This is a genomic window from Algibacter sp. L3A6, assembly GCF_009796825.1.
Taxonomy (GTDB): domain Bacteria; phylum Bacteroidota; class Bacteroidia; order Flavobacteriales; family Flavobacteriaceae; genus Algibacter.
Genome location: NZ_CP047030.1, coordinates 2,032,086 through 2,050,912, shown reverse-complemented (window position 1 = coordinate 2,050,912; position 18,827 = coordinate 2,032,086). Strand labels below are relative to the sequence as shown.

The following is an 18,827-nucleotide window of genomic DNA, read 5'->3' as shown; positions in this document are numbered from 1 at the left end:
CAAAGATACACGCTTTTTTAAATCACACAAACTTTTTTCATTATTTTTTTGAAAAAATTTCCATCAAACAAACCGCTGCCGCTCTACCATGTACGTTGTCAGGATGTTATTAAAATTTTTATTTATATCCGCTTCAACGTATTTTATTTTGTATTGTGCGCATTTCAACTTCAAATTAGAAAAATAGTTATTTACCGTTTTACTATAGTTTTCTTTTATGGAATCGGCATACAGGTTAATATGCTCGCCAGTTTCAACATCAATAAAACGTTTTGGTCTATTATCAAAATCAAAATTCAATTCTTTTTCCTTATCGAAAACATGAAACAAAACTACCTCATGTTTATTGTATTTTAAATGACGTAATGCTTCAAAAAGCTTTACCTCATCTTCCGAAGTTTGAAACATATCGGTAAACAAGAATATTAAGGAGCGTCTATGGATGTTTTCTGCTATTTCGTGTAAGTACTTATAAGTTTCCGTTTGCTTCATTAGCGGCTTCGAGAGTACCGCATTACTTAACTCATGTAAAAGCATTTGATGGTGGCGCTCACTTCCTTTTTCCGAAGCATAAAAACCGTAAGCATCACTATATATACTTAAGCCTACAGCATCACGTTGTTTTTTTAGCATATGCATTAGAGTAGCAGATGCTAAGGCAGAGAATCCAACTTTATTTAATTCAGTAATAGAAAAATTATTTAACTCCGGATAATGCATAGAACTACTGTTATCCAAAATAATGTGGCAGCGTAAATTAGTTTCATCATCATAACGTTTGGTGTACAGCTTTTCCGTTTTAGCAAATAACTTCCAGTCTATATGCCTTGTGCTTTCTCCTGGATTATAAATTTTATGCTCTGCAAACTCTGCCGAAAATCCATGAAACGGACTTTTATGCATACCAGCAATAAACCCCTCGACTACCTGCTTCGCAAGTAATCCCAGATTTTTAAAACCCTCAGCTTTATTTAGTTCGTTTTGCAAATTCATATCACCACAGTTAATTATACTTTACTTGTTAAACAAAAAAAACAGACCTAATTGTGAAGTTTAACTCAACAAGCCAGTCTGTTTTGTAGTTTTAAAAAATTATTTTTTTATTTAGCAACTTGATCTACAATGCCGTAAGCCACAGACTCATCTGCACCCATCCAATGATCACGATTAAAATCTTTCATTACTTTTTCAAATGTTTGCCCACAATTGTCTGCTAAAATTTGAGCACTTAGCTCTTTAGTAATTACAATTTCTTTAGCCGTAATTTCAATATCACTAGCTTGTCCACGAGCACCACCACTTGGTTGGTGTATCATAACACGAGCGTGAGGTTGGATAAAACGTTTTCCCTTTTGTCCTGCCGACAAAATTAACGACCCCATAGATGCAGCAAAACCAGTACAAACTGTAGAAACTTCACTTTTTAAAGACTTAATACAATCGTAAATAGCAAAACCTGAAGTTACATAGCCACCAGGACTATTAATATAAAGCGTAATATCTTCAGCACCTAAAGCATCTAAATACATCAATCTATCTACAACATGCTTAGCAGAATCATCATCAACCTGGCCCCATAAAAACACTTTACGTTGCTCTATAAAATTACTATCTATTGCGTCTTGAATTTTTTTATGTCCACTCATCTTTTTAATATCTTTTAATTTTCATCTAAAATAAAAAAAGGTTCACCATTACGGCAAACCTTTTCAATTTTTCTTTTAGTATATGTTATAAAAGCGCATCAATCGCTTCTGCGTAAGTCGCTTTAGGAGCTACACCTACTTGACGACCAACAACCTCTCCGTTTTGAAAAACCAAAACAGTAGGAATGTTACGTACTCCGTATTTTGCAGCAAATTCTTGATTTGCATCTACGTCTACTTTACCAACAACGGCTTTTCCTTCGTACTCACTGCTAATTTCTTCAATAACTGGTCCAACCATTCTACATGGTCCACACCAAGCCGCCCAAAAATCAACTAATACCGGTTTATCACTTTTTAAAACCGTTTCTTCAAACGTTGCATCCGTAATTTCTAATGCCATAATATTTATATTTTTAAGTTCTTAATTCATTTTAATAACACAAATTTAGTCAAAAATTTCTCGAATCCTTACAAAGCTATCATTTGTTTTCCCTATAATGGCATTGAGTACAGCTATTTAATAGTATATTTTGGCGCTACCGCAAGGGTCGAGCTTTCACTACTCGCTCCCTTCTACCGTCGAGGAGCTTAAACATGTCGTTCAATCCCTAACACTATTTAGAATAGGTTTTAAATTTTAGGCTTTGAATTAAAACATTTTAATTAGTAACCTGAATTACACGCTTAAATTTAATGTAATCACCATTTGCAGAATACCCTTCTAAAACTATTTCAAAATCTCCAATAACATCCGATGTGTAAAATTCTATTGTATTATTTTCTTTTTTCAATTCTAAATTTGGAACCCACAATAATTGCGTTCTATAATCGGGGATTCTTTTTAAACTTTCGTTTTCAACAGTATAATTAGGATGATAATATTGCTTTGATAATAACGGAGCATGAAGATTAAACACCACTGCTCCTTCACTGCTCTGTAGCGGCTTAAAATCTATTTTTTTTGTTTTAAAATCTAAAACACCGTTATAAATTACCGGCCCAGAAAAATAAATACCGCGCACTAAACTTACAGATTCTATTTTATCACAATCAAAATCTATTATATCTGCATTATCCTGAATTAAATACCCATCTACTAAAACTAATGGATCATAATCTTTAAAAGAGCTGTTTTTGAATTCCATAAAAGCATTAACTCTAAATCTATACCCTTCTTTAGATTCTCTAATCGCTGCGTTTTGAATAACCTCAACAAATGTTTCTCTAACCGTTGAAAACCTTTTATAATCATCTAAAACATAAGTTAGAGATGGTAAACCATAAAACAAATCGTCAGAAGATTTCGCCAGAACACTATCTTTTTTAGACTTAGCATAAGCATTTTCTATTTGTCTATATACACTTTGCTTTAGCAACCATGATTTCATGTTAATATCTAAACCAACCTTATTAAATTTCAAATCGATTCTGGTCGAAAAAGATTTTGAATCTAAAACAATATTATACTCTCTTCTATCAGCTTCTTGCAATTGAATTAAGACTTCTCCGTCTTTATAATGTTCGTAAAGATTAAAATTGAAGAACCCAACCTTATTCGTTTTAACATTTTTGAAAACATAATTCTCCCCTGGTATTGTTAATGTTACTATTTTATCTGCTGCAACTACTCCATCTTTTTTATAAAAAACTTTACCAGAAATAATTTCACTCCTAATTTCTGGCAAATAAAAACCATCTACCTCCTTTTTATTTTCATTAACCCTCTCATCCTGATCAAGTTTTAAAGAATCAATTTGCCGAATAGAGAGAGAATAATTCCCACTGTAAAGCTCTACCCACTTAGCTTTAATATTAACACAAACCTGACTTCGTGTCGAATAAGATTCTTTTTCTGTCTCTAAGCTGATTTTATTAATTTTATTCTCAAGGCTGTTTATTACATTATTATTTTTCGATATCCTTACCGTTCTTTTAATATTATTTAGATCTTCCTCAAAGAAACTACTATTTAAAGTAAATGGATTTATTACATAGATATCTGTTATAAAAAACGGAGAAATAACATTATTATTCATCCATTTAGTATACCCTATCAATTTATAATTTCCAGAACGAATATTAGAAGGCATAAAAAAATCTCCACTTGACATTCCATTTTCTAAACTTAACTTATGCTCAAACAACAAATTATTATTCACACCAATTAACTGCGCATACCCCACATTACTGACATCACTTAGCTTATTACTCTCAGTTAAACTATAAAATTTATAATACAGAGTTTCGCCAGCTAAATAAACTTTTTTGTTAGCATGAACTACAACATTTTCAACTGGTAGCACTTTTTTAATCTCCTTTAACTGATCCTTAGTTATTTGACTTGAGGCTTTAATAAAAAAGAAACACATAACAACACTAAGAAAAACCTGTATTTGTTTAATTAATCTTCCCAAAATTCTGGTTTTATGTTAGACGCAAAAGTTGAACAATCTCCGCACTCAGACTTAACAATTTGATAAACATCCTCGGAGCGTGAAACATATTTAAAAGGCGGATTATTTTCTGTTAACAACTCCAACAAACGAGACCTTTCATCCTCTTGAGGAGGAATTAAACGTCCTTTTTTTTGATAATCAAGTTCTATTATTTCACAATTAAAATAATATGGAGGCAAAACCAAATCGAAATCAAAATAATTAAAATAAATTCGTTTTGAGGTTACAGTCGACACATCAAAAAAGCCAACAACCTTGTTTTCTATGTTTTGCTGGGAAAAAATATTCCCTTGAACAAAACCCGGCTGATTCGTTACAAAAACACTTTCGCTACTTCCTCCCAATTCTTTTAAAATTTTATAAAAAGTATTTGCGGTAGCTGATTGCACATATTGCTTTACCAAAATACTATATCGATCACGCAAGGATGAACTTGTACTTGATATAAACTTAATTGGAAATCTAGTAATTCTACTCTCGCTTAAACTATTTATATTGGTAATTATAATTTCGTTTGATGTATTAGCCCCATAACAGCTACCTTGATTTTCCGGTCTATCTACAAAATCTATATCATAAGTACGATCTTCACCCGAATCTGTTTCGTTACGTCCATTCCAAACTATATTAGAAATAACAGCATCATTAACTCTGTAATACTCTGGAACTATTTTATAAGTCTCCTCATATTCATACCTAAAAAAATTAGCACCATTTAAATCGTTATTAGTATCAACAAAAACCTGAATACCTTCTTCTTCCCCTATACTCATTCTTTCTGCATATAAATTTTCTATACCTGCTTTAGAAGCTAATTCCTCTGGGTTAGAACTATACTTTTCACCATCTGAAGTTGTTATTAATAATTGATATGTCTCACCATCTAAAGCCTGAAACTCTTGGTCTGAATAAAAAACACCATTACCAACATGATGAAAATTATATATAGCATTAGCTGTTTGTACCTGAACAACAGCTCCCGCATCAATTATCGGCGCATCACTTTCTAAAAGATATGTATGAGTAATTTTTATTTCTTGAGTTTTAAACTCATCAGTTATTGTTGCTTCTACAACCAAAAGATCTTCAAAATTTTCAGTTGATAGAGCAATCTGTTCTGTACAATTAAAAATAGCACATAAACCGAACAGTAAACAAACAATAGTATAAGATTGATTTAACTTCATTTTAAAATTTAAAATTATAAGTTATCGTTGGCACAGGAACAGAAAAAACAGAAGATTTATAAGCTTTTATTTCTCCCGAATTATTCACAAAAAACACAGAATAAGGATTATTTCTACCTAAAACATTATAAACCGAAATATTCCAAAAACTATGAGCCAATTTTTCATTTTTATGATTCCCTTCAATATTGACTCCTAAATCTAGCCTATAATAGTCAGGTATTCTATGTGCATTTCTATCACTATACAAAACATGCTCGCTACCGTTATAATTATATTTCCCTACAGGGTAAGTAATAGGGCGCCCCGTTTGATAATTGAAATTTAAAGAAAAGCTATAACGTTTGGTAAGTCTATAATTTGAAATTACACTAAGGTCGTGAGGTCTATCTTGATTTGCAGAAAAATACTCCCCACCATTTACTTGATTACTTAAAATATCACTATCCAATTTAACAAAAGATCTTGAGTAAGAATACCCTATCCATCCATTAAATTTTCCCTTTTCCTTTTTTAATAATACTTCTGCGCCGTATGCCTTGCCTTTACCTTGTAGTAATTCCGTTTCGATATCTTCATTTAAAAACACCTCAGCTCCAGTTTTGAAATCTAACAAATTATTCATTTTCTTATAATACCCTTCAAGACTTAACTCATACAAACCGTCTTCAAAGTTTTTAAATACTCCCAAAGAATACTGCTCGGCACGCTGAGGCTCTATATTCAAATCTGACAACTTCCATGAATCTACAGGTGAAGCTGTTGAATTTGTAGACAATAAATGTGAATACTGAATGGTTTTATTATAACCGGCTTTTATTGATAAATCTGGCTTTAATTCATATCGAGCAGAGATCCGATATTCGGGACCTCCATAAGTTTTAATTACCTCATTTTTGCTATATGTTTTAGCTTCAATAATCGATTCTTCACTTTTAGGTTGCGATACATCATAAATATTTTGAGTACTTGCTCCTAAAGCGGCGTATAAAGAATACCTAAACCCAACGTCTAATAATAATTTTTTATTTACTTCAATTAAATCCGAAATAAAAACAGCAGATTCTAAACCTTTTTCTTGATCTACACTTTGCCTTTCAATTACAGACTCGTCTCCTAAAGGCTCAATACTACCTGGTTTTATAGAGTAAAACTTACTACTAAAACCATATCCGAATTTATGTTTTTTACTGTGTAAATATTTTGCATTTAGTTTTAATTCTGTCTCATTAATGCTGTAACCATAATCAAAATTTCGATTAAAATCACCATCGTAAACTATATTAAACTTATACTCACTTGTTGCCAATTGCAATGTTGCTCTATTTTTTTTATCAAATTCATGACTCCATTTTAATGAAGCAAGCTTATTACTGTATTCATAAATAGAATCTGAAGTAATACTAAACTGGTCGTTACTAAAATAACCTGTTCCTTGTATATCGTTTTTATCATTAATTTTATGATTATACTTTAAAATAGCATCATAAAAATTAGCTTTACTATTTTTAATAGACTCCTCGGAAACTGCTTTAAGTACCCAATCTGAATACGTTGCTCTAACCCCTGCCAAAACCGAAGCCTTACCTTCAACAACTGGTATTTCTAACATTAAATTTCCCGTTATAGGACCAATATTACCTTCACCAGAAAATTTCTCATTATTCGCTTCCTTAGTTGAAATATCTATTACTGATGAAAGTCGACCACCATACTCCGCAGGAATACTCCCTTTATAAATATTTACACTACCTGTAGCAAAAGGATTGATAGCAGAAAACACACCAAAAAAGTGAGAAGGATTATACATAGTAGCACCATCAAAAAGTATCAAATTCTGATCAACTTTACCACCTCTAACATTGTAACCTAATGCGCCTTCTCCTGCCGTTTTTATTCCTGGCATTGTAGTAGCTACCTTAAGCACATCTCGTTCGCCTAATACTAGCGGAATATTTTTTATTCCCTCTACTTCTATTCTAGTAACACCTACTTCAGCTTTTCTAATATTATTATCTCTACCAGATTCTATAACAACCTCATCAAGATATTCGGCAGATTCTGATAGCATAAAATCTAAGGTTCCTTCTCCATAAACCAAAAGCGTTCTGCTTGTTTTACCATAAGAAAGCGAAGACGTTTCTAATATGTTTTCCCCCAAAGGAAGCTCCAAAGTATAAAATCCAGATGTATTTGTAGTTGTGTTAATGTTTTTATCTTTCACAAACAAAACCAAATTATCTATGCCCTTGAAGTTATTAGCATCTCTAATATGCCCCGAAATAGAAACCTTATCTATATTACGGTTTTTAGTCTCTTTACCTATAGATATAACTTTATTACTATTAGATAAACTTGATTTATACTGTTTTTGAAAAACGGGTGTTTTAATAACACTAGACACAACAGAACTAGATTCATCTGTTTTAACAGCCTCTTTTAAACCGGGAGGTAATTGATCTATGATGGCATTATTTTTAGTTAAAATAACTCGCTCTTCAAATAACAGAAAATTAATAGGTGTCTCTTCTAATAATTCAGATAAAATAAACTCTAAAGTAGCATTTGTAAACGATTTTGTAACGATAGAATCATCAAACCAACCTGCTTCAAAATAAAACTTATAACCAACGTTTTTCTCAAGATCTTTAAGCGCTTCTAACCTATTAACATCAATAAATTCTATCGTTATATCTTTATTTGTTTGACAAATAATAGTTTGCGCCATCAAAATAAACAACCAAGTAAATACTGTTTTTACCATATTACAATTTTACTTTTCTAATTTATCTAATTGATTAAAAAGCTTTTCGTAAAACAATTCTTTACCTCTTTTATAGAGTCGATTATTTTTACTGTAAAATGTCTGAATTTCTTTTTTTCTTAGAGGTATTGCTTTTACTAAATCTTTTTTAGAATTGATTTTAAAAAATTGATCCTCAAAACACAAAACATAAGTTGCTTTCTCACTAAATTTATAATAAAGCTTATTGTCTTTAATTATTTTATGTTTCTCTTTTTTCAATTTAACATACAACTTGTATTTAGTGGTAGCATTATTAATTTCTTTAAAAAACCCATTACCATAAAAAGAAGCTAACTCTTCATGTATTGGTAGTCGAACAAATTTAGAATCACCTAAAAAAAACGATTCTACCATACTTGAGTTTAATTGTAAATAATTAACTTTTTTATTTACATACTCTAAAATTATTAAATCGTCTAAGAGATTATACTTCAATTTTAAATTAAAAAATGGCTCACCAGAATAGATAACTGTACCATTAAAAAAATCGTAATTTTTATAGAATTTATTATTATCTGTGTCCCAACATCTATAAATATCAAAATATTCTAATCCGTTATAAACACTTTTATTCTCTTCTTTAGAAAAAGAATCTAGTACACTATAATAATCGGGATTTTTATCAATAGAATTGGGTTGAGAAGTCAGCAAATTTGAAGAAAACAAGCAAACTAAATACATTAAGAGCAATGGCCTCATAAAACTTTCTATTATGACATACCTCTAAAAAAATAAAAAATAGTCATTAAAATGACTGATAATAAAGTTTGAAAGATATTAACTAGAGAGCTAAACTATACACATATTTCAACAAAAACAAGAAAACACTAAGAATTATTTACAAAAAAATTAAAATCATTAAAAAAAATGAAACTAATTCAGCTTATACTTAACCTGTTGTACCTCTAATTCTGTTATAAGCTCTTGAGATACTTTTACTTTTTGTTTTCTGCTAATCATGGGTAACTTAATTTTTTCTTTCATATCATAAACCAAAAAATTAAGTGCTTGACTTCCTGGATGCTCATTAAGCAACTCCTTTAAAGCTATAATTTTTTGTTCTGTTAAATCTCTAACATCTAATTGAATAGATAGTTTTTTGGCGTAATTCTCCATAACATCATGCAATAATTGAAAACTATTAAACTGCAATCGTGGATCACTTTTCTTACCAGTATCTTTATTAGTCCAACCTTCTCGAACAAAGGTTTTTACAAACACAAAGCTATTAATCATAAAAAAGTGTCGAAATTTTAAATACTCTTCACCAAAAACTCTAAATTCAAAACTATCCGTATAATCTTCAATAGTAAACATAGCCCAACCTTTACCTTGCTTACTTACACGATGCTGCACATCGGTAACCACACCACCAAAAACAATTTCTCGGTTTACGTAAAGGTTTAAATCATTAAACATACTAATAGTTCCATTACAGAAAGTTTTCATCTCTGTTTTAAAGTCGTCCAACGGATGTCCAGAAATATAAACCCCAACAACCTCACGTTCCTTACTCAGTTTTTCCATAGTTCCCCACTCTTCACAAGGCGGAACTTCGGGTTCTGGTATTTGTACATCACTAGCCTCCCCAAACAAACTCACTTGTGCTGAGTTTTCATTTTCTTTGTGCTTGTGTGCGTATTTAATTGCTTTTTCTAAAAAGGTAATACCATCACCATCATCATGAAAATATTGAGCTCGATGTGTATCGGCTAAACCATCAAAACCACCAGCTAAAGCTAAATTCTCGAAAGCTCTTTTATTTGCAGCCCGTAAATCTATTCGTTTTGCTAAATCGAAAATAGACTTATATGAACCATCTTTTTCTCTGTGCTCTACAATAGTCATTACAGCACCATGCCCTACTCCTTTTATAGCTCCCATTCCAAAACGAACGGCGTAATCTTTATTAACAGAAAACTTATAAAACGACTCATTAACATCAGGACCAAGAACATCTAGCTTCATACGCTTACACTCTTCCATAAAAAATGTAACCTGTTTAATATCGTTCATGTTGTTCGATAAAACAGCCGCCATATATTCGGCAGGGTAATGCGCTTTTAAGTAAGCTGTTTGGTAAGCGATCCATGCATAACATGTAGAGTGCGATTTATTAAAGGCGTAACTCGCAAAGGCTTCCCAATCTTTCCAAACTTTCTCTAGAATTTTAGCATCGTGTCCATTGGCGCTGGCTTGCTCAATAAACTTAGGTTTCATTTTATCAAGAACGGCAATTTGCTTTTTACCCATCGCCTTACGCAAAACATCGGCTTCACCTTTGGTAAACCCAGCCAAACTTTGCGAGAGTAGCATTACTTGCTCTTGGTAAACGGTAATACCATAAGTTTCCTTTAAGTACTCTTCCATTGCTGGTAAATCGTACTCAATATCTTCATCACCGTGCTTTCTACGAACGAAACTAGGAATATATTCCATTGGCCCCGGACGATATAAGGCATTCATGGCAATTAAATCTTCAAAAACAGTAGGCTTTAAATCACGTAAGTGTTTCTGCATACCAGGCGATTCATACTGAAACACCCCAACCGTTTCACCACGCTGGAATAACGCATAAGTTTCTGCATCATCTAAAGGAAACGTTTCAGGGTCCAAAAGAATGTCATGTTTCGCTTTTACAATTTTAACAGTATCTTTAATCAGGGTTAATGTTTTTAACCCCAAGAAATCCATTTTTAGTAATCCGGCATCTTCCACCACCGAGTTATCAAACTGGGTAACGTATAAATCGGAATCTTTCGCTAATGAAACCGGTACGAATTTGGTAATATCATCGGGAGTAATAATAACACCACAGGCATGAATTCCCGTATTTCTTACCGACCCTTCTAGCGTTCGAGCTAGATTTAAAGTTTCGGCTTGCAAATCACTACCATCTGCAATATTTAAAAGTTCATTAACTTTTTCTAAATCTTCTGCTCTAAATTTTTGTCCGAGTTCCTTTTCCGAAAGACCAAAAATCTTTCCTAGTTTAGACATATTCGGAATTAACTTCGCAATTCTATCGGCATCAAATAATGGCAAATCCAACACACGTGCGGTATCCCTAATAGACGATTTTGCCGCCATGGTACCGTATGTAATAATTTGTGCCACTTGGTTGGAACCATATTTCTCGATTACATAATCCATAACACGACTTCGACCTTCATCATCAAAATCGATATCGATATCGGGCATACTTACACGATCGGGATTTAAGAAACGCTCAAAAAGTAAATCGTATTTAAGCGGGTCTATATTTGTAATCCATAAACAATACGCAGCAACCGACCCTGCTGCAGAACCACGACCAGGACCAACCGAAACATCCATGTTCCGCGCTTCTCGAATAAAATCTTCTACAATAAGGAAATACCCAGGGTATCCTGTTTTTTCAATTACACCCAACTCGAAATCGAGGCGTTCTATAACAACCTCCGAAAGTTCTTCTCCGTAACGTTTTTTAGCTCCTTCATAAACTAAATGACGTAAAAATGCATTTTCACCACGCTTACCTCCATCCACTTGATCCTCCTCATGAACAAATTGCTCAGGAATATCGAAGGCAGGCAATAATACATCACGAGCTAATTGATAAGCCTCAACTTTATCAACAACTTCCTGCACATTAGAAATGGCCTCTGGAACATCTTTAAAAAGCTCCTTCATTTGGTCTGGAGATTTAAAATAATACTCCTGGTTTGGCATACCGTAACGGTATCCACGACCACGACCTATTGGTGTCGCTTGTTTTTCTCCATCTTTTACACACAATAAAATATCGTGAGCATTAGAATCACCTTTCTTTCTGTAATACGTATTATTAGAAGCTATTAATTTTACATCATGCTTTCTTGCCAATGAAATTAATGTTGGATTTACACGATCTTCATCTTCTTGATTGTGGCGCATGAGCTCCACATACAAATCGTCGCCAAACTGTTCTTTCCACCAAAGCAAAGCTTCTTCGGCTTGATTTTCACCAATATTCAGGATTTTACTTGGTACTTCACCGTATAAATTTCCTGTTAAAACAATTAAATCTTCTTTATATTCTTCAATTAACTTCTTATCAATTCTAGGGATATAATAAAATCCATTTACAAAGGCATGCGATGATAACTTTGCTAGATTATGGTATCCATTTTTATTTTTGGCGATTATCACAATTTGATAACCGTTATCTTTTCTCGACTTATCTAAGTGATTTTCACATACAAAAAACTCACAACCTATAATAGGTTTCATTTCTTTTGCAGTAACTGTCGCTCCAGTAATTTCGGCTTCCTTCTTTTTAGCTTTTACGCCTCCGTTATGTTTATTAACTGCGTTCACGAAGTGAAAAGCCCCCATCATGTTAGCATGATCGGTAAGTGCTACAGCTTCCATATTATATTCCGCTGCTGCGGAAACAATATCGGCAACCCCCATTGTAGATTGTAATACCGAGAACTGCGAATGATTGTGTAAATGAACAAAATCTACATCGGCTAAAGCGGAAACGTTTTGCTTAATATCTTCGGAAGATAAACCACTACTTTCACTTTTCTTTATACGCGCAAGAATCTTAGAACTTTCGCGTTTTAGGTTTATGTGTTTTAAACCAATAAGATCAATGCTAGCCGGGTTTGCTTCATTAAAATCCTGAAAATACTCAGGCTCAACATCTAATTGCTCTTTGGTATACTGTCCCAAACGAACCAATTCGAAAAAACAACGCGTAGTTGCTTCCACATCGGCTGTGGCATTATGCGCTTCAGAAAAACCTACACCAAATAAATGCGCGTGTAATTCTGATAATGTTGGTAATTTAAACTTACCGTAACGTCCACCAGGAATTTCACATAACTTAGCAGTATGCTCGGTACAAGTGTCTAAAACAGGAAGTTCTTGCAATGGGTTTTCTACATCACCACGCACAAACTCGGCGCCCATAATATTTAAATCGAACTTTACATTTTGCCCAACAACAAACTTAGTTTTACCTAAAGCTTCATTAAATTTCTCTAAAACTTCGGCTAACGGAATACCTTGCTCTTCTGCTAATTCCGTAGAAATACCGTGAATTTTTTCGGCATCATAGGGAATATTAAATCCTGCGGGCTTCACCAAATAATCTTGATGTTCAATACAGTTTCCCATATCGTCATGCAGTTGCCAAGCAATTTGAATACACCTTGGCCAGTTGTCAGTATCTGTTATAGGCGCGTCCCAACGCTTTGGTAATCCGGTAGTTTCTGTATCGAAAATTAAGTACATGCCGTGTTTTAGTCTTTTGAAATTAAGCTATTTAACCTTTAAAATCTTCTTTATTTTTACAAAGAAGATTTGAGTAGAAAAAGTTTATAAAAATACAGAGAATATTTTCTTTTTTGGCTTGATACCCTAAAGAGTTTTGAACAAATTGGAATCTATCCATAAATTACACTTACAGAATACAATACCCACTAGGTTACAAGTTTCATTTCAAATTTGCGCGAAGCTATAGCAATTTCGATAGCGTTTTTTTGATTTACTAGCAACGTTACAATACGTGTTGGCAGAATTCTATCTTTAAGCACATCGTTATATTTAGCTAAATTAGCAACATCTCTTTTTACTGCTTCTTGCAAAATAAAATCCACATTATTTGATGCAAACATGGCTTTTAAACTGATAGAAATTTTATGCAAATCTCCCATTAAGCTCCCTGAAGTTTTTGGCTCTTTGCCATATCGTAAAATTTCTCTTTTTATATCCTGAGCAAACAATCTACGTTCTACAGATTTTCTAACAAAAAACTCTATTAACGTTCTATTTTCTACATTTTCCGCTGCACTAAGATAACTTTTCTCGGCATCGTAATTTTTAACTAATAATTTATTTAACTGCTTCGATATTTTTTCTGAATAATGCATAGTTATATTTCATTTAAAAATTCAACAACTTATTTAAAGATGCTTATTGTATGGCATCGCATACACGAATATAATCTCGTAAACACCTTTTGTAAAACCATTTAACAGTATTTTAAATTACTTTATGATTGATTAACAAAAGACAACTTATTTTATCATAAATTAGCATAATTAAGTTCAGAAAAACATACCAACTGCACATGAAAAAAATATTTTTGTTACTCACATTTCTTTCCTTCTTTAGCTTCTACGCGCAAAACACGCCTCTTTATGTGGGCACTTTTACCGACATGGAAAGCGAAGGTATTTATCAACTTCAATTTAACACCCAAACAGGAGAACTTACTAATAAAATTTTAGTCGTTAAGGCATCCAGCCCTTCATTTTTATCATATTCTGCAGATAGAAAATATATTTACAGCGTAAATAGAGCTGCTACTAAAACTGAAGACGATTATGTTTCGGCTTATAAAATTTTAGACAACGGCACGCTCTCTATCATAAACACCGCCAAAGCTCATGGTGCTGCCGCTTGCCACATTTCTATCGATAAAAAAGGAGAAAAAGCTGTGGTTTCAAATTACACAGGCGGCACGGTTTCTTTATTCGATATCAATAAAGATGGAAGTTTAAATGAAGCTTCTCAAGTTTTCGATCACAATACTCCTTCTGAAAAATCGCATGCCCATTCTGCGCAATTCTACAAAAAAGATTTATTTGTTGCCGATTTAGGTCGCAACGCCGTATACCAATATCAATTAAAGAAAGACGAGTATAAATTAAAATCTCCTGCTATTGTAAAAATGGAAGGCAACCCTGGGCCTCGACATTTTTCTATTAGTAAAAACGGAAAGTATATTTATATAATAAATGAATATGGAAGTTCGATAACAACAGTAAAAAGAACAAAAAATAATTTTAAACAAATAGATTACGATTCTACTGTAGACGAAAACTATAACGGAAAAAATTCTTGTGCAGACATTCATTTATCTAAAGACGAGCGTTTTTTATATGGCTCTAACCGTGGAGAAAACTCCATTGCTGTTTTTAAAAGAAACATTAAAACAGGAACAATCGATAAAATTCAAAATATTAGCGTGCATGGCGATTGGCCAAGAAACTTCACATTAGACCCTACCGGTAAATTTGTACTTGTAGCTAATAGAAGAAGTAATAACATCTCCGTTTACAACATTGATTCGGACACCGGAAAACTCACATTTTTAAAAGATTACGCAGTACCAACGCCGGTTTGTTTACTTTTCTAACAGAAGAATTTGTTTTAGAGTAATTACAAAAGAAATAATAAGCTGATAATTAAATTTTTATAGTATCTTTGCGCCCTTATTAATAACCGAGGTCGCGAACCTCAAATAATTAATTATTATGGCAGTAAAAATTAGATTACAAAGACACGGTAAAAAAGGAAAACCTTTTTACTGGATTGTTGCAGCTGATGCAAGATCAAAAAGAGATGGTAAATACTTAGAGAAATTAGGTATCTACAATCCAAACACAAACCCAGCAACTGTTGAATTAAACGTTGATGGTGCTGTAACATGGTTACAAAACGGTGCACAACCAACCGATACAGCTAAAACTTTATTGTCTTACAAAGGCGCTTTACTAAAAAATCACCTTGCAGGTGGTGTTAGAAAAGGAGCTTTAACTGAAGAGCAAGCAGAAGCAAAATTTGCAGCTTGGTTAGAAGAGAAAACAGGAAAAGTTCAAGCGAAAGCTGATGGTTTATCTGAAGTAGAAGCAAAAGCGAAAGCTGATGCATTTGCAGCAGAAAAAGCGGTTAACGAAGCTAGAATTGCTGCGGCAACTCCTGCTGTTGAAGAGGTAGCTGAAGAAGCTGCTCCTGAAGTTGAAGCAGAAGCATCAAACGAAGAAGAATAAAAAACAAAATTTTTTATACTTTTAAACTCCGATAGCAATATCGGAGTTTTTTATTTTCTAAAATTAAGGTTTCGGAAAATAACCCTATTAGATTACGCACACTATTAATTGTAAAATTTAATTACTTTTGACTCTCATTTGTTAAATGAGATTTACGCTTACGCGTAAATAGAAAAAAACCAAGCATTCCATGAAAAAAGAAGATTGTTTTTACTTAGGTAAAATTGTGAAAAAATACAGTTTTAAAGGAGAAGTTTTAGCCAAACTAGATACCGACGAACCGGATATTTACGAAAACTTAGATGCTATATTTTTAGAGCTTCGTAATAACTTGGTGCCTTTTTTTATTGAAAGCTCGCAGTTACACAAATCTGAATTACTTCGTATTAAGTTTGAAGATGTAGATGAAGAAGCCGATGCCGATGCTATTATGAAAAGTGGTCTTTACTTACCTTTAGATTTGTTACCAAAACTAGAAGGCGATAAGTTTTATTTTCATGAAGTTATGGGCTTTACTGTTGAAGATGTAAACTTTGGAACCGTTGGGATTATTAAGGCTATTAACGACTCTACAGCGCAATCACTTTTTGAAATAGACAGAGATGGTATTGAAATTCTAATACCAATGAACGATGAGTTTATCAACAAAGTTGATCGTAAAAACAAAACCATTATAGTAGACACTCCAGAAGGTTTAATTGATTTATACCTAGAAGAATAAACTCTGTATTATTTTTTTTAAAAGGAACATTTTTTATGAGCAAGCCATTCAAATTCAAAGAATTTAGCGTTAATCAAGATCAATGTGCTATGAAAATTGGCACAGATGCTGTTTTACTTGGCGCATGGGCTAGCTTAGAGGCAAATCCGTTTGCTATTCTAGATATTGGTGCAGGCACAGGTGTTTTGGGCTTAATGTTAGCACAACGCAGCCATGCTGAAGTTATTGATGCTATAGAAATTGATGATGATGCTTACGAGCAGTGTGTGGATAATTTCGAGCTATCTCCATGGGGCGATCGTTTATTTTGCTACCATGCCTCTTTAGAAGAATTTGCCGAAGAAATTGATGATGAATATGATCTAATAATCTGCAATCCGCCATTTTATGCCGAAGATTATAAAACCGAAAATGAATCCCGCGATTTAGCACGCTTTCAAGACGCTATGCCTTTTCATCATTTATTAGAAAGCGTATCTGTTTTACTGGCTCCAGAAGGTAGTTTCAATGTTATTATTCCCTTTAATGAGGAAGAAAAATTTATCAAACTAGCAAATAATTTCCTTTTATTCCCTAATAGAATCTGTCGTGTTAAAGGTAATCCTGAAACTGAAGTTAAACGAAGTATGCTAGCGTTTTCCTTCCGCGAAAGCGAAACTACTACTACAGAACTTATTATTGAAACCAAAAGACATCAATACACCCAAGATTACATTAATTTAACTAAAGATTTCTACTTAAAAATGTAATCCATTTGCTAATTATTCTTTAAATTTGATAGTATAATTTGTTTTATTCTTAAAAAAAGAAGTTTTTTAGTAAAGAACCTATAATCACGCTTGCTTTTTATATGTACACCGTGGTTATTAGAATTCTATTTCTGATAGTCTTTCTGTTTTGAATAAAACTTAAATCTTAGCTATGAAACCAGATTTATTTGAAGCTCCCGATTATTATAATTTAGACGATTTACTATCCGACGAACACAAATTAGTTCGCGATACGGCTCGTGCTTGGGTAAAACGCGATGTCTCTCCAATTATAGAAGAATATGCTCAAAAAGCAGAGTTTCCTAAACAAATAATTGGTGGCTTAGCAGAAATTGGAGCCTTTGGGCCATACATTCCTTTAGAGTATGGTGGCGCCGGTTTAGACCAAATAAGCTACGGTTTAATTATGCAAGAAATTGAACGCGGCGATTCTGGCGTGCGCTCAACAGCTTCCGTACAATCCTCTTTAGTGATGTACCCAATATGGAAATATGGTAACGAAACGCAACGTCAAAAATATTTACCGAAACTAGCTAGTGGCGAATGGATTGGTTGTTTTGGTTTAACCGAGCCCGACCATGGCAGTAATCCTTCAGGCATGGTTACTAACTTTAAAGATAAAGGCGATCACTATTTATTAAATGGTGCTAAAATGTGGATTTCGAATGCGCCTTTTGCACAGATTGCAGTTGTTTGGGCTAAGGATGAAAGTGGACGTATTCATGGTTTAATTGTAGAGCGTGGCATGGAAGGTTTTTCTACTCCCGAAACCCATAATAAATGGTCGTTAAGAGCTTCGGCTACTGGTGAATTAATTTTTGATAATGTTAAAATTCCAAAGGAAAATTTATTACCTAATAAATCTGGTTTAGGCGCACCTCTTGGTTGTTTAGATTCTGCAAGGTATGGAATTGCTTGGGGAGCTATTGGAGCCGCTATGGATTGTTATGATACAGCGCTACGCTATAGTAAGGAGCGTATACAGTTTGGAAAACCTATTGGACAATTTCAACTTCAGCAAAAAAAACTAGCCGAAATGATTACAGAAATCACCAAAGCCCAACTTTTAACTTGGCGTTTAGGGGTTTTACGTAATGAAGATAAAGCCACATCTGCTCAAATATCTATGGCTAAACGGAACAATGTAGATATGGCAATTACTATTGCTCGCGAGGCTAGACAAATGCTAGGCGGCATGGGGATTACTGGCGAATACTCGATTATGCGTCACTCCATGAATTTGGAAAGTGTTATTACTTATGAAGGTACTCACGATATACATTTATTGATTACCGGTTTCGATATCACAGGCCTAAATGCATTTAAATAACTAATTTTTAAGTAACTACACTTTTTATTTATTTTTAATAAAAAACGAAATATTTAGAATTACTGACTTTTAGCATGTTTTGTAAATTAATCTAATTGTAAAT

14 protein-coding genes are annotated in these 18,827 nt (G+C 33.2%); 5 read left to right on the top strand and 9 right to left on the bottom strand.

The features are described 5' to 3' along the window. Positions 1-63: 63 nt before the first annotated feature. The 9 genes from GQR98_RS08580 to GQR98_RS08540 form a co-directional block, all read right to left on the bottom strand. Positions 64-993, bottom strand: coding sequence for a DUF58 domain-containing protein (locus GQR98_RS08580; RefSeq protein WP_159019155.1), 930 nt, complete (start codon positions 991-993; stop codon positions 64-66). 107 nt (positions 994-1,100) lie between these two features. Next, positions 1,101-1,646 (bottom strand): ClpP family protease, encoded by a 546-nt coding sequence (locus GQR98_RS08575; protein WP_159019154.1) that lies wholly within the window; start codon positions 1,644-1,646, stop codon positions 1,101-1,103. Between the two features lie 85 nt (positions 1,647-1,731). After that, positions 1,732-2,049, bottom strand: a complete 318-nt coding sequence (gene trxA / locus GQR98_RS08570) for a thioredoxin (protein WP_042496930.1) — start codon at positions 2,047-2,049, stop codon at positions 1,732-1,734. Positions 2,050-2,308: 259 nt separating this feature from the next. Next, a complete protein-coding gene (locus GQR98_RS08565) occupies positions 2,309-4,063 on the bottom strand; it encodes a hypothetical protein (RefSeq protein ID WP_159019153.1) in 1,755 nt (584 codons plus the stop codon). Next, positions 4,051-5,292: a DUF4249 domain-containing protein gene (locus GQR98_RS08560; protein WP_159019152.1), complete on the bottom strand. Its 1,242-nt coding sequence runs from the start codon at positions 5,290-5,292 to the stop codon at positions 4,051-4,053. The genes GQR98_RS08565 and GQR98_RS08560 overlap by 13 nt, the downstream gene beginning before the upstream one ends. Before the next feature lies 1 nt (position 5,293). After that, complete coding sequence (locus GQR98_RS08555) at positions 5,294-8,056, bottom strand: carboxypeptidase-like regulatory domain-containing protein (RefSeq protein ID WP_159019151.1); 2,763 nt, start codon at positions 8,054-8,056, stop codon at positions 5,294-5,296. Between the two features lie 9 nt (positions 8,057-8,065). Further along, positions 8,066-8,797, bottom strand: a complete 732-nt coding sequence (locus GQR98_RS08550; protein ID WP_159019150.1) for a hypothetical protein — start codon at positions 8,795-8,797, stop codon at positions 8,066-8,068. A 174-nt stretch (positions 8,798-8,971) separates the two neighbouring features. Then, a complete protein-coding gene (gene dnaE, locus GQR98_RS08545; protein ID WP_159019149.1) occupies positions 8,972-13,360 on the bottom strand; it encodes a DNA polymerase III subunit alpha in 4,389 nt (1,462 codons plus the stop codon). A 188-nt stretch (positions 13,361-13,548) separates the two neighbouring features. Continuing rightward, positions 13,549-13,998, bottom strand: coding sequence for a ferritin-like domain-containing protein (locus GQR98_RS08540; protein WP_159019148.1), 450 nt, complete (start codon positions 13,996-13,998; stop codon positions 13,549-13,551). Between the two features lie 200 nt (positions 13,999-14,198). On the opposite strand from GQR98_RS08540, the gene GQR98_RS08535 reads away from it, so the two are divergent. The 5 genes from GQR98_RS08535 to GQR98_RS08515 all read left to right on the top strand — a co-directional run bounded on the left by GQR98_RS08535 (position 14,199) and on the right by GQR98_RS08515 (position 18,724). Continuing rightward, positions 14,199-15,269: a lactonase family protein gene (locus GQR98_RS08535; RefSeq protein ID WP_159019147.1), complete on the top strand. Its 1,071-nt coding sequence runs from the start codon at positions 14,199-14,201 to the stop codon at positions 15,267-15,269. Between the two features lie 118 nt (positions 15,270-15,387). Continuing rightward, positions 15,388-15,903, top strand: a complete 516-nt coding sequence (locus GQR98_RS08530) for a 30S ribosomal protein S16 (RefSeq protein ID WP_159019146.1) — start codon at positions 15,388-15,390, stop codon at positions 15,901-15,903. Positions 15,904-16,093: 190 nt separating this feature from the next. Beyond that, complete coding sequence (gene rimM / locus GQR98_RS08525) at positions 16,094-16,624, top strand: ribosome maturation factor RimM (protein ID WP_159019145.1); 531 nt, start codon at positions 16,094-16,096, stop codon at positions 16,622-16,624. 35 nt (positions 16,625-16,659) lie between these two features. Further along, entirely contained in the window at positions 16,660-17,373 is a 714-nt protein-coding gene (locus tag GQR98_RS08520; protein ID WP_159019144.1) for a tRNA1(Val) (adenine(37)-N6)-methyltransferase, read from the top strand. 172 nt (positions 17,374-17,545) lie between these two features. Then, entirely contained in the window at positions 17,546-18,724 is a 1,179-nt protein-coding gene (locus tag GQR98_RS08515; RefSeq protein WP_159019143.1) for an acyl-CoA dehydrogenase family protein, read from the top strand. Positions 18,725-18,827 lie beyond the last annotated feature (103 nt).

Bases quoted from the DNA above. Each gene is read 5' to 3' on its own strand.
- GQR98_RS08580 (WP_159019155.1), bottom strand. From the start codon at position 993: ATGAATTTGCAAAACGAACTAAATAAAGCTGAGGGTTTTAAAAATCTG.
- GQR98_RS08575 (WP_159019154.1), bottom strand. From the start codon at position 1,646: ATGAGTGGACATAAAAAAATTCAAGACGCAATAGATAGTAATTTTATA.
- trxA (WP_042496930.1), bottom strand. From the start codon at position 2,049: ATGGCATTAGAAATTACGGATGCAACGTTTGAAGAAACGGTTTTAAAA.
- GQR98_RS08560 (WP_159019152.1), bottom strand. From the start codon at position 5,292: ATGAAGTTAAATCAATCTTATACTATTGTTTGTTTACTGTTCGGTTTA.
- GQR98_RS08555 (WP_159019151.1), bottom strand. From the start codon at position 8,056: ATGGTAAAAACAGTATTTACTTGGTTGTTTATTTTGATGGCGCAAACT.
- GQR98_RS08550 (WP_159019150.1), bottom strand. From the start codon at position 8,797: ATGAGGCCATTGCTCTTAATGTATTTAGTTTGCTTGTTTTCTTCAAAT.
- dnaE (WP_159019149.1), bottom strand. From the start codon at position 13,360: ATGTACTTAATTTTCGATACAGAAACTACCGGATTACCAAAGCGTTGG.
- GQR98_RS08540 (WP_159019148.1), bottom strand. From the start codon at position 13,998: ATGCATTATTCAGAAAAAATATCGAAGCAGTTAAATAAATTATTAGTT.
- GQR98_RS08535 (WP_159019147.1), top strand. From the start codon at position 14,199: ATGAAAAAAATATTTTTGTTACTCACATTTCTTTCCTTCTTTAGCTTC.
- GQR98_RS08530 (WP_159019146.1), top strand. From the start codon at position 15,388: ATGGCAGTAAAAATTAGATTACAAAGACACGGTAAAAAAGGAAAACCT.
- rimM (WP_159019145.1), top strand. From the start codon at position 16,094: ATGAAAAAAGAAGATTGTTTTTACTTAGGTAAAATTGTGAAAAAATAC.
- GQR98_RS08520 (WP_159019144.1), top strand. From the start codon at position 16,660: ATGAGCAAGCCATTCAAATTCAAAGAATTTAGCGTTAATCAAGATCAA.
- GQR98_RS08515 (WP_159019143.1), top strand. From the start codon at position 17,546: ATGAAACCAGATTTATTTGAAGCTCCCGATTATTATAATTTAGACGAT.